This is a genomic window from Pseudomonas sp. B111 (assembly GCF_026428275.1).
GTDB classification, from domain to species: domain Bacteria; phylum Pseudomonadota; class Gammaproteobacteria; order Pseudomonadales; family Pseudomonadaceae; genus Pseudomonas; species Pseudomonas aeruginosa.
This window is the reverse complement of sequence record NZ_CP097857.1, coordinates 2,188,046-2,199,864: the sequence shown is the minus strand read 5'-3', so window position 1 is coordinate 2,199,864 and position 11,819 is coordinate 2,188,046. Positions and strand designations below refer to the sequence as shown.

Below are 11,819 nucleotides of genomic sequence, written 5' to 3'. Positions count from 1 at the left end.
ATCGGACCCGCCGCAGGGCCTATGGCGCCCTCGCGGGCATCAGCAGATCGCCGCCGACTCCACCACCAACGCCGCGGCGCCCTGCCCCGCGCGCCAGGCCTCGACCTGGCGCTCGACGACCGCCAGCACCTCGGCCTCGCGCTGATGGATGAAGAAGTGCCCGCCGTCGAACAACTCCAGTCCGAAACCGCTGCGGGTTTCCTCGGCCCAGGCCAGCAACTGTTCCTCGCTGGCCTTGTCCTCCCTGCCGCCAAGCGTTCGGATCGGACAGGCCAGCGGCGGGCGCCGCTGGTGACGATAGCTGCCGCAGAGCAGGAAATCAGCGCGCAGGATCGGCAGGGTCAGGCTCATCAGCTCGCGGTTGCCCAGCACCTCTTCCGGCGTACCTTGCAGGTCGCGCAGGTCGGCGATCAGCTCGGCGTCGCTCTTCGGTTCGGCGAAACCGCGGTCATACTCGGCGCGTCGCGACGGCGCCGCGGTGCCGCAGGCGAAGAACCCCAGCGGCGTCGGGCAACCCAGTTCGCGCAAGGCATACAGCACCTCGCAGGCGAGCAAGGCGCCGAGGCTGTGGCCGAGCATCGCGTAGGGGCCCTGGCGGACCTCGTCGTGCAGCTCGCGCGCCAGTTGCTGCGCCAGGCTCGCCAGGTCGGTCTGCAACGGCTCGGCCATCCGCGCCCCGCGCCCCGGCAACTCCACCGGACGCACCGCCAGCCAGGCCGGCAGCTTGCGCCGCCAGCGGCTGTAGGTCATGGCGCTGGCGCCGGAATACGGCAGGCAGAACAGCCGTACGGGCGTACCGCCCACTCAGCCGGCCGCCTTGTCCATGTGCTGGCGCAGGCTCAGCGGGCGCATGTCGGTCCAGACTTCCTCGATGTAGGCCAGGCAGTCCTTCTTCAGGCCGCTCTTGCCGGCCGCCCGCCAGCCCTGGGGAATCTCCTTGTATTCCGGCCAGATGGAATACTGCTCCTCATGGTTGACCACTACCTGGAACTGGATGTCGTCACGGTCGAACACTGAAGTCATTGCTTGCTCCTGATGGGATCGAACGGCCGCGCGCAGCACGGCCCTTGCGTTGGATAACGAAAAGCCCGGCGGGAAAATTAGCCGGCCAGCGCCGCGCCGAGGGCGCGGGCGAAACGCCGGGCCACCTCGTCGATCTGTTCGGCGCCGATGATCAGCGGCGGCAGGAAGCGCACCACGCTGCCGTGGCGGCCGCCCAGTTCGAGGATCAGGCCGCGCCTCAGGCACTCGCGCTGGACCCGCGAGGCCAGGGCGCCGTCGGTCGGCGGATGACCGAGGGCATCCGCCTCGCCCTGCGGGTCGACGATCTCGACCCCGAGCATCAGCCCCCGACCGCGGATATCGCCCAGTTGCGGATAGTCGCGCTGGAGGATGCGCAGGTGCTCGGCCAGGCGCTCGCCCATGGCCGCCGCGTGGGCCGCCAGGTCGTGTTCCTTCAGGTAGCGCATCACCGCCGAACCGGCGGCCATGGCCATCTGGTTGCCGCGGAAGGTGCCGGCGTGGGCGCCGGGCTGCCATTTGTCCAGCCATTCGCGGTAGACCACCACCGCCAGCGGCAGGCTGCCGCCGATGGCCTTGGACAGCACCACCACGTCGGGGACGATGCCGGCGTGCTCGAAGGCGAACATCCTGCCGGTACGGGCGAAGCCGCTCTGGATCTCGTCGACGATCAGCGCCACCCCGGCCTGCTCGGTGATCCGCCGCAAGCCGCGCAGCCAGTCGAGATCGGCCGGGACCACGCCGCCCTCGCCCTGGACCACCTCGACGATCACCGCCGCCGGCAACTGCACGCCGCCTTCCGGATCGTTCAGCAGGTTCTCCAGGTAGTGCAGGTTCGCCTTGACCCCCGCCTCGCCGCCGAGACCGAACGGGCAACGGTAATCGTAGGGATACGGCAGGAACTGCACGCCCGTGCTGAGCACCGCGCCCAGCGGCTTCTTCGGTCCGAGATTGCCCATCAGCCCCAGCGCGCCCTGGCTCATGCCGTGGTAGCCGCCCTGGAACGACAGGATGGTGCTGCGCCCGGTGGCGGTGCGTACCAGTTTCAGCGCGGCTTCCACCGCGTCGGTGCCGGTCGGGCCGCAGAACTGGATCTTCGCCTCGGCGGCCAGCGCCGGCGGCAGCAGGCCGAACAGGTCCTGGACGAACTGGTCCTTCACCGGGGTGGTCAGGTCGAGGGTGTGCAGCGGCAGCTCGTCGGCCAGAACCTGGCGGATCGCCTCGATCACCACCGGATGGTTGTGCCCCAGCGCCAGGGTGCCGGCGCCGGCCAGGCAATCGATGAAGGTACGCCCCTCGACGTCCTCCACCAGCAGCCCCCTGGCCTTCTTCAGCGCCAGCGGAATCCGCCGCGGATAGCTGCGCGCGTTGGACTCCTGGCGGCTTTGCCGTTCCAGCAAGGGCGACTGGGAGAACTCGTAGAGCGTTTCGCCCTCCGCCGGGGTGGCGCGGAGCGGCTGGTCTTCGATGACGCTGGTGGCGACGTGCATGTCTTCAACCCTCAAGGCGTGGTGGTGTTCCACTGGCAACCGGCGATCCGGCCGCCAGGGGCGGCATTCGCGGATCGGATGCACAGGAGACGCAGGAGGGACGCACGGATTTACTGCGCCGGACCGCAGCACCGTGCCCGGACCGCCAGCTCCGGCCCGGACACCGTCGAGCGGGCCGCTAGTCGGCGCCCGCGGCGCTCACCCGCCAGATCGCGTTGCCGACGTCGTCGGCGATCAGCAACGCGCCGTCGGCCGCCTGCGCCAACCCCACCGGTGCGCCGAACAACTGCTTCTCGTCCGCGGAGACGAACCCGGTCACCACCGGCTGCGGCGCACCGGCGGGCTTGCCGTCGGCGAACGGCACATGGACCACCTGGAAGCCGCTGACCGGCGAGCGGTTCCAACTGCCGTGCTCGCTGACGAAGGCGCCGTTGCGATAGCGCTCGGGCAACTCGTTGCCGGTGTAGAAGAACAGGCCCAGCGCGGCCACGTGGGAACCCAGCGCGTAGTCGGGGACGATGGCCTTCGCCACCAGGTCGGGACGCTGCGGCTTCACCCGCGAATCCAGGTGCTGGCCGAAGTAGCTGTAGGGCCAGCCGTAGAAGCCGCCCTCCCGTACCGAGGTCAGGTAGTCCGGGACCAGGTCGTTGCCGATCTCGTCGCGCTCGTTGACGATGGTCCACAGCTTGCCGGAGACCGGTTCCCACTGCAGGCCGGTCGGGTTGCGCAGGCCGGAGGCGTAGATGCGGCTGCCGCGGCTGGCGACGTCCACCTCGAGAATCGCCGCGCGACGGTATTCGATCGCCGCGCCGTTCTCGGTGATGTTGCTGTTCGAACCGACGCCCACGTAGAGCTTGCGCCCGTCGGGACTGGCGAGCAGCGCCTTGGTCCAGTGGTGGTTGATGGTGTCCGGCAGGTCGGTGAACTCCATCCCCGGGTCGGCGACCCGGGTTTCACCCGGCACGTAGCGGTAGCGCATGATATTCCCGGTATTGGCGACATACAGGTAATCCCCCACCCGCTGCACGCCGAACGGCGAGTCCAGCCCTTCCAGGAACACGTACTTCTGCCACTGGCCTTCGGCGCCGGCTCGGCGCAGCAGGGTGATGCGGTTGCCGCCCTTGCCGGCCTTGCCGGACTGGCCCTTGACCATCCCCGCGATGAGTTGCTTCGGCGTGGTCACCGGCGCGGTGCCGGGCGAGTTGGCCTCCACCACCAGCACATCGCCGTTGGGCAAGACCAGCAACTGGCGAGGGTGTTGCAGGCCATCGGCGATCTTCTCGATCTTCAGGCCCTGCGCCACCGTCGGCTTGGCCTCTCCCGACCAGCCCACGCCTTCCGGTACCTTCATCGGCGGCAGAAGGAAGTGCTTCGGTTCCGGAAGCGCCGGATTGGCGCCGGTCTGCTGCTGCGGATCGTTCTGCGACCCCTGGTTGCAGCCGGCCAGGACCAGGCCGACGGCAAGCGCGACGGGGCGCAGCGAGTAGAGGCTAGCCATGCGCCACCTCCTCCGCGGATACCGCCAGGAGCGCCTCTCCCAGCGCCAGCAGCAGCACCGTCGCGATCGACAGCCATAGCCCGGCCGGCATCACCGCATAGGCGTCGCGGCTGTGCACGAAGGCATTGAAGATGGCCAGGACGATGCCGGCGAACTTCAGCAAGGAGGAAACCCTGGCCGCCGCGACGACCGCCGCGCGCCGCAGCAGCCATACGCGGCACAGGTCGACGACGCAGGGCAGGATGGCGAACAGCAGGCCGAGACTGATCAGCCAGGCCGCGCTCTTGCCCCACATCACCTCCGCCGTGGCGAAATAGGTGGCGTCGAAGACCAGGGCGGCGACGAAGAAACCGAAGGGAACCGGGTTGAGGACGTTGTAGAAGGCGTCCAGGGGTCTGAAGCGTAGTGCGGTGGCCATTGCGAAACACTCCTCTCGGGAAACGCAGGCTTCCCGACGTGAAGGGACGGGCAGGAGATTCGAACCGCCGAGGCCCTGCGCAAGGCGCGGGCAGCGGGGAACGGCACGGCGAAACGGCGACTGGGGGGCTCGCGCCCCTTCTGCGACGGACCTGCACGAAGCGCTGGAGTTCATCCGCAAGGACCTGTCGGAAGCGATAGGTACGCTGGCGATCCTTCCGATGGAACTTCGTGCGCCGCGACTCACCGAAACAGGGGTAGCGCCCTTCCCGGCCCTCCCGCCGGGTTGCCGCGCCGCCCCAGGCGCACCCCGCCGGCGACCGATCCGCGCCCGGCGTTTGCCGAAGAGGAGACAGCCGATGCCTGATCGAACCGCTCTACCCCGCGCCATGCTCGCGGCCTGGGTCCTGCTCCTGCTGGCGGCCTGCAGCCAGGGCCCGGCGCCTACCCCGCCCGCGTCCTGGGGTTGGCAGGACGCCAGCGGCGAACGCGCGATCGCCCCCGACGAAGCCTATCCCGAGCTGTTCCAGGCGGTGCAGGAGAGCCGGCTGTTCAGCGACCAGAAGCACTTCGTCGATGCGCTCCCGCTGCGCGAGCCTGCACGGATCCGCGCCGACTACCTGCGCGAGAGGGAGCGGCCCGGCTTCGACCTGCGCGCCTTCGTCGGCCGCAACTTCGAGGAGTCCGGCAGCGTCGAGACCGCCCCGCCGGAAGCGGGCGCCGATCTCGCCAGCCACATCAGCGACCTGTGGCCGGCGTTGACCCGCCACTACGAGCAGGTGCCGGCCCACAGCAGCCTGCTGCCGCTGCCGAAACCCTACGTGGTCCCCGGCGGACGCTTCCGCGAGGTGTACTACTGGGACTCCTACTTCACCATGCTCGGCCTTGCGGAGAGCGGGCAGCACCAGCGGGTGCGCGACATGCTCGACAACTTCGCCTACCTGATCGATACCTACGGGCACATTCCCAACGGTAACCGCAGCTACTACCTGAGCCGTTCGCAGCCGCCGTTCTTCGCCTACATGGTGGACCTCCAGGCAAGACGCGAAGGCGACGCCGCCTACCGGCGCTACCTGCCGCAGCTACAGAAGGAATACGCCTACTGGATGGAAGGCTCCGCCGGGCTGCGCCCCAACGAGGCGCGCCTGCACGTGGTGAAACTGGCCGACGGCAGCCTGCTGAACCGCTACTGGGACAACCGTGACACACCGCGCCAGGAGTCCTTCCTGGAGGACCGGGCGACCGCCGCGCGCGCCCCGCAGCGCCCTGCGGGCGAGGTCTATCGCGACCTGCGGGCCGGCGCGGAAAGCGGCTGGGACTTCTCCTCCCGCTGGCTGGACGACGGCCGCGAACTGGCCAGCATCCGCACCACCGCCATCGTCCCGGTGGACCTCAACGCCCTGCTCTACCATCTCGAACGAACCATCGCCAAGGCCTGCGCCAGCAGCGCGCTGAAGGCCTGCGAGCAAGGCTACGGAGCCCGCGCGGAGAAGCGACGACAGGCCATCGAAGACCACCTCTGGCACCCGGCGGGCTACTACGCCGACTACGACTGGCAACGCCGGCGGCCCATCGAGCGGATCAACGCCGCCAGCCTCTTCCCGCTATTCACCGGGCTGGCCTCCGCCGAACGCGCCGGTCGTACCGCCGACAGCGTCGCCGCCCAACTGCTGCGCCCGGGCGGACTGGCCACCACCACCCGTGCCAGCGGCCAGCAATGGGACGAGCCGAACGGCTGGGCACCCTTGCAGTGGGTCGCCGTACAGGGCCTGCGCGCCTACGGCCGGGACGCCCTGGCGGAAGACATCGGCCGGCGATTCCTCGCCCAGGTGCAGCAGGTCTACGACCGCGAAGGAAAACTGGTGGAGAAATACGACATCAGCGGCAACCAGGGCGGCGGCGGCGGTGGCGAGTACCCGCTGCAGGACGGCTTCGGCTGGTCCAACGGCGTGACCCTGCAACTGCTCCGACTCTACGGCCCGGGCGCCGGTCGCTGAGCCTCAGCCCGGCGCCGGGTACTGGCGCTGCGCGGCGTCGGCGAAGCCTGCGGCGAGAAAGTCGATCAGCGCGCGGACCGAAGGCAACAGCCCGCGCCGCGAAGGGAACATTGCCACCACCATGCCTTCCACCGGCGTCCACTCCGGCAGCACCCGCACCAGCCGGCGCTCGGCCAGGTCGCGACTGACCACGCAGAGCGGCAGGCCGCCGATCCCGACGCCCTCCAGCACCGCCTGGCGCAAGGTGCCGAGGTCGTCGCTGAGCAGTTGCGGGCGCAGGTTGAGGGCCGCGCTGCTGCCATCCGCGCCGACCAGCCGCAGGCTGCCGTCCAGGCGCGAACGCTCCCAGCCGACGTAGGGCATCGCCGACAGGTCGGCCGGCAGCTCCGGCGGGCGGTAGCGGGCCAGCAGCTCCGGGCTGGCCACCAGCACCTGCGGACTGCGTGCCAGCACCTTCATCACCAGGTCGCTGTCCTCCAGCGGCGGGAAACGCAGCGACAGCGAGATGTCGTAGCCTTCGGCGATCACGTCGACCCGGCGATTGAAGGTCTTCACGTACAGCTCGACGTTCGGATACTGCGCCATGAAGCGCGCCAGCATCGGCGCCAGTTCGAAGTGCAGCAGCGGCGTCGAGCAGGTCAGGCGGACCATTCCGCACGGCTCCGAGCGGTTCTGTTCGATGACGTCCTCGGCAGCCTCCGCTTCCACCGTCATCGCCACGCAATGACGGTAGTAGGCCTGGCCGATCTCGGTCACCTGGAATTGCCGCGTCGAGCGCTGCACCAGGCGTACGCCCAGGCGCGCCTCGAGCTGCGCGACCTTGCGGCTGATGGTCGACTTGGGAATCCCCAGCACCCGCCCGGCGGGGGCGAAGCCACCGTGCTCGACCACCTTGGCATAGATGAAAAGCGCGTTCAGATCGAACACCAGCTCACCACTCATCGTTCCACCTGCGAGACTCTGAGACTTGATTTGCGGACTACCGGTTCCCACTCCCGGGAACTAGCGTATCGCTCCATCGACTCAATCGAGGAGCACCGACGTGAAAAAGGTCCTGGGAATCTACGGCAACGCCAACCGCCACTGGGTGGGCGACGGATTCCCCGTTCGTTCGCTCTTTTCCTACAACACACTGGGCCAGCATATCAGCCCGTTCCTCTTGCTGGACTACGCCGGGCCTGCTGATTTCCCCCCCGCACAGCAGCGCCGCGGCGTAGGCCAGCATCCTCATCGCGGCTTCGAGACGGTGACCATCGTCTACCAGGGCGAGGTCGAGCACCACGACTCCACCGGCGCCGGCGGACGCATCGGGCCGGGGGATGTGCAGTGGATGACGGCGGCCTCCGGGATCCTCCACGAGGAGTACCACTCGGAACGCTTCCGTAGCACAGGTGGAACGCTGGAAATGGTCCAGCTATGGGTCAACCTGCCCTCCAGCGACAAGATGAACCCGCCGCGCTACCAGACCCTGCTGGATGCCGACATTCCCCGCGTCGGCCTGCCCGACAGGGCCGGCGAACTGCGGGTGATCGCCGGACGCTACGGCCGCCACCAGGGGCCGGCGCTGACCCACTCGCCGCTGGCGGTCTGGGACGTGCAGCTGAAGGCCGGCAAGCACCTCGCCCTCGACCTGCCCAAGGGACATACCTGCGCCGTGGTGGTCCTGCGCGGCACCCTCGCGGTCGGCGACGAGATCGTTCGCGAAGCCCAGGTCGCCCTGCTCGACCGCGACGACCCGCGGCTGGAACTGGAAGCCAACAACGACGTGCAGTTGCTGGTGCTCAGCGGCGAGCCGCTGGACGAGCCGATCATCGGCTATGGCCCCTTCGTGATGAGCAGCCGCGAGGAAATCGACCAGGCCATCGAGGACTTCGAGAACGGGCGCTTCATCCGCGCCCACTGAAGTCCGCCCCCTACGACATGGCCCGCGCAGGAAGCGCGGGCCCGGCCGGGCTTTGCCCGAAATTCACGGACGACCACCCTGCAAGAGGAAATGGAAATGAGCGCTCCCGTCAACTTCAACGGCCAGACCCCGAAGATTGATCCGGCCAACGCCGCCATGTTGCTGATCGACCACCAGAGCGGCCTGTTCCAGACGGTCAAGGACATGCCGATGACCGAACTGCGCGCCAACGCCACCACCCTGGCCAAGGTCGCCACCCTGGCGAAGATCCCGGTGATCACCACCGCCTCGGTACCGCAGGGCCCCAACGGCCCGCTGATCCCGGAGATCCACGAGGCCGCGCCGCACGCCCAGTACGTCGCGCGCAAGGGTGAGATCAATGCCTGGGACAACCCGGAATTCGTCGCCGCGGTGAAGGCCACCGGCAAGAAGCAACTGATCATCGCCGGCACCATCACCAGTGTGTGCATGGCCTTCCCCAGCATCGCCGCGGTACACGACGGCTATCAGGTGTTCGCGGTGATCGACGCCTCCGGCACCTACTCCAAGATGGCCCAGGAAATCACCCTGGCACGGGTGGTCCAGGCCGGCGTGGTGCCGATGGACACCGCCGCGGTCTGCTCGGAAATCCAGCGCACCTGGAACCGCGACGACGCCGTGCAGTTCGCCGAAGCCTACAGCGCGGTATTCCCGCACTACCAACTGCTGATCGAGAGCTACGCCAAGGCCCAGGCCGTGGTCAACAACCACGAGCAACTGGATTCGCAGCGCAAGTGATCCATGGGAAGGAAGGGGCTGCACGCCCCTTCTTTTGCCGAGCAGGAGCCTGGTGGACAGCAACGACTACGGACCGGACCCATGCCTGATTCCTCCATGAAGCGCGGGGCTACGCTCTGCCTTGCCCTTGCCATAGGTCCGGGCTCGACCCTCGCCGACGACTCCCTGGGCCATCGCGACAACATCAGCACCGGCCTGAACCAGCGGCAGAAAGCCGAAATGAAGGTGCCGCCGGGCTTCGTCGAAGGCTCGACGCTGAACGGTTTCATCCGCAACTACTATTTCGCCCGCGACAACCACGACACCCCGTCCCGCCGCGACCAGCGCGAATGGGCCCAGGGCCTGATGCTGTCGTTCCGCTCCGGCTATACCGACACGCCGATAGGCATCGGCCTGGATGCGCACGCCTTCTACGGCCTGCGCCTGGACGGCGGTGGCGGCAGCGGCGGTGCCGGCGTGCTGCCGCTGGACTCCGCCGGTCGCCCCGCCGACAGCTTCTCCGCCGCCGGCGCGGCCCTCAAGCTGCGCGGCCTGGACAGCCTGCTGAAGATCGGCGACCAGTTGCTGGAGAACCCGGTGATCGCCAGCGGCGTCAGTCGCATGGTGCCGCAGAGCTACCGTGGCGTGACCCTGAAGAACTACCATTTCCGCGCGTTCGAACTGGACGCCGGCTTCGTCGAGGCCACCCGCCTACGCAACCAGAGCGGCCACAGTCATCTCACCAGCGGCTACGGCAACGGCACCAAGGGCGGTATCGCCGCCGATCGCGAAAGCCCGCACATCGCCTGGCTGGGCGCCAGCTACAGCGCCCCCGGCGGCAGCCAGGCGACGCTCTACAGCGGCCGCCTGGAGGATATCTGGAACCAGCACTACCTCGGCCTCAGCCAGCCGTGGCGGCTTTCCAGCCAATTGACCCTGACGCCCTGGCTGCATTACTACAAGACCCGCGACCAGGGCCGCAGCCAGCTCGGCCGGATCGACAACGACCTCTACAACGCCGGGCTGACCCTGGCCGGCGGCGGCCAGTCGCTGAGCCTCAGCCTGCAAAAGGTCGATGGCGACACCCCGTTCGACTTCATCGCGCAGAACGACCGGACCTTCCTCTACGAAAGCAACGCCATGCAGTACGCCGACTTCAACGGCCCCGGCGAGCGCTCGTGGAAGATCCAGTACCAGGCCAGCCTGGCCTTCCTCGCCGCCCCGGACTGGCAGTTCGGCGCCGCCTACGGCCGTGGCCAGGCCGACCTGACCCGGGTCGACCCGGACAGCGCGGGCTACGGCTACCTCTACAACCCCAATGGCAAGAACGCCCAGCACTGGGAACGCGATCTGTCGCTGCGCTACGCCTTCCCCGCCGGCCCGGCCAAGGGCCTCAGCGTGACCCTGCGCTGGGCCACCCACCGCCCCGGCGAAGGCTACACCGCCCCCGGCAACACCCGCGGCAACTCCAGCTCCGACGAATACCGGGTGGTGGTCGACTACCCGATCAGGTTGCTCTGAACCCACGGAACCAGAAAAAAGAGAAACTCCCTCATGCGTGCAGCCCTGCTACCCACCTTCGGCGCCCTCTCCGCCGCACTCTGCCTGGAGGCCCGCGCCGACGCCGTCGCGCTGCCGCCGCTGGCGCTCGGCAACGCCAGCTTCATGGACGGCGTCAGCCGTCCCGGCATGCTCTTCGAACTGCCCCTGCAATACGTTCGGGCGAACAACGCCAGCGACGCCGGCGGGCATTCGGTTCCCGGTCGGCAACGGGTTCGTGGCACCACGCTGTTGCCGCACTTCGCCTACCTCAGCCAGAACACCCTGCTCGGCGCCCACTACGGCGCCGAAGTGCTGCTGCCGCTGGTACGCCTGGACCTCGATATCGACGGCGGCCCGGACGGCCGGCGCACCCGCCAGGGCGACCTGATCGTCAGTCCGCTGATGCTGCAATGGGGGCCCGCTACGCTGTTCGGCCGCCCCTACTGGCAGCGCCTGAACTTCGTCTTCTCCCTGCCCACCGGCGACTACGACAAGGACGCCGCGATCAACACCGGCAGCAACACCTGGATCTTCAACCCGCACTACGCCTTCACCTGGGAACTGGGCGAGCGCCTGGAACTCAGCGGCCGCCTGCACTACGCCTGGATCAGCCGCAACGACGCCCCCTCGCCGCGCCTGGGCGCAAACGACGTACAGCCGGGACAGGCGCTGCACGCGAACTTCTCGATCTCCTACGCGCTGGACCCGCACTGGCGGATCGGCCTGGCCGGCTACCAGTTGAAACAGATCAGCGCCGACCGCATCGACGACCACCGGCAGGCCGACTCGCGCGAGCAGGTCTTCGGCATAGGCCCGGGGGTGATGTACAGCCAGGGCAGGCAAACGCTGTTCGCCAACCTCTACGCCGAAAGCGGCGCGCGCAACCGCAGCGAAGGCAACCAACTGACCCTGCGCTACCTGCTGGCGTTCTGAATCGGCGGATAACGCCCTGGAAACGCCGACACCTCCCCGGGTCCGTAGGGCGAATAACCGCTCGCGGTTATCCGCCGCTTATCCGGGGTATCGGCGGATACCGCCTGTGGCGGTATTCGCCCTACAGGCCCTGGAAACGCCGGACAGCTCCCCCGGACATTTCCGCAGGCTCTCTCAGAAGCCCGGGAATTGGATAAAAACCCAGTAGGAGGATGATGGAGGGGCCGGCAAATCCGTCCCGCAGGGACAGGACCGAACGGCAC

General features: G+C 68.4%; 11 protein-coding genes. 5 read left to right on the top strand and 6 right to left on the bottom strand.

Annotated features, from left to right (window positions below; translation table 11 throughout):
• Positions 1-39: 39 nt before the first annotated feature.
• From M6E97_RS10395 to M6E97_RS10375, 5 genes are all read right to left on the bottom strand, one after another.
• Entirely contained in the window at positions 40-804 is a 765-nt protein-coding gene (locus M6E97_RS10395; protein WP_003089632.1) for a thioesterase II family protein, read from the bottom strand.
• Positions 805-1,023, bottom strand: a complete 219-nt coding sequence (locus M6E97_RS10390; RefSeq protein ID WP_003089636.1) for an MbtH family protein — start codon at positions 1,021-1,023, stop codon at positions 805-807.
• A gap of 77 nt (positions 1,024-1,100) precedes the next feature.
• On the bottom strand, positions 1,101-2,510 hold the full coding sequence (locus M6E97_RS10385; RefSeq protein ID WP_003089638.1) for an aspartate aminotransferase family protein: 1,410 nt from the start codon (positions 2,508-2,510) through the stop codon (positions 1,101-1,103).
• A gap of 178 nt (positions 2,511-2,688) precedes the next feature.
• Complete coding sequence (locus tag M6E97_RS10380; RefSeq protein ID WP_034005091.1) at positions 2,689-4,008, bottom strand: PQQ-dependent sugar dehydrogenase; 1,320 nt, start codon at positions 4,006-4,008, stop codon at positions 2,689-2,691.
• Positions 4,001-4,426, bottom strand: coding sequence for a hypothetical protein (locus M6E97_RS10375; protein WP_003111287.1), 426 nt, complete (start codon positions 4,424-4,426; stop codon positions 4,001-4,003). Before M6E97_RS10375 ends, M6E97_RS10380 begins: the two co-directional genes overlap by 8 nt.
• A 358-nt stretch (positions 4,427-4,784) precedes the next feature.
• Here M6E97_RS10375 and treA point away from each other — a divergent pair, with 358 nt between their 5' ends.
• Complete coding sequence (treA, locus tag M6E97_RS10370) at positions 4,785-6,422, top strand: alpha,alpha-trehalase TreA (protein WP_003122365.1); 1,638 nt, start codon at positions 4,785-4,787, stop codon at positions 6,420-6,422.
• 3 nt (positions 6,423-6,425) lie between these two features.
• Here treA and M6E97_RS10365 read toward each other — a convergent pair whose 3' ends face one another.
• A complete protein-coding gene (locus tag M6E97_RS10365; RefSeq protein ID WP_003105956.1) occupies positions 6,426-7,364 on the bottom strand; it encodes a LysR substrate-binding domain-containing protein in 939 nt (312 codons plus the stop codon).
• A gap of 100 nt (positions 7,365-7,464) precedes the next feature.
• Here M6E97_RS10365 and M6E97_RS10360 point away from each other — a divergent pair, with 100 nt between their 5' ends.
• From M6E97_RS10360 to M6E97_RS10345, 4 genes are all read left to right on the top strand, one after another.
• Positions 7,465-8,325, top strand: coding sequence for a pirin family protein (locus tag M6E97_RS10360; protein WP_003089646.1), 861 nt, complete (start codon positions 7,465-7,467; stop codon positions 8,323-8,325).
• A 96-nt stretch (positions 8,326-8,421) separates the two neighbouring features.
• Positions 8,422-9,102 (top strand): hydrolase, encoded by a 681-nt coding sequence (locus M6E97_RS10355; protein WP_034005093.1) that lies wholly within the window; start codon positions 8,422-8,424, stop codon positions 9,100-9,102.
• Between the two features lie 81 nt (positions 9,103-9,183).
• A complete protein-coding gene (locus M6E97_RS10350) occupies positions 9,184-10,602 on the top strand; it encodes an OprD family porin (RefSeq protein ID WP_021264833.1) in 1,419 nt (472 codons plus the stop codon).
• Between the two features lie 33 nt (positions 10,603-10,635).
• Positions 10,636-11,556 (top strand): SphA family protein, encoded by a 921-nt coding sequence (locus M6E97_RS10345; protein WP_016561928.1) that lies wholly within the window; start codon positions 10,636-10,638, stop codon positions 11,554-11,556.
• Positions 11,557-11,819 lie beyond the last annotated feature (263 nt).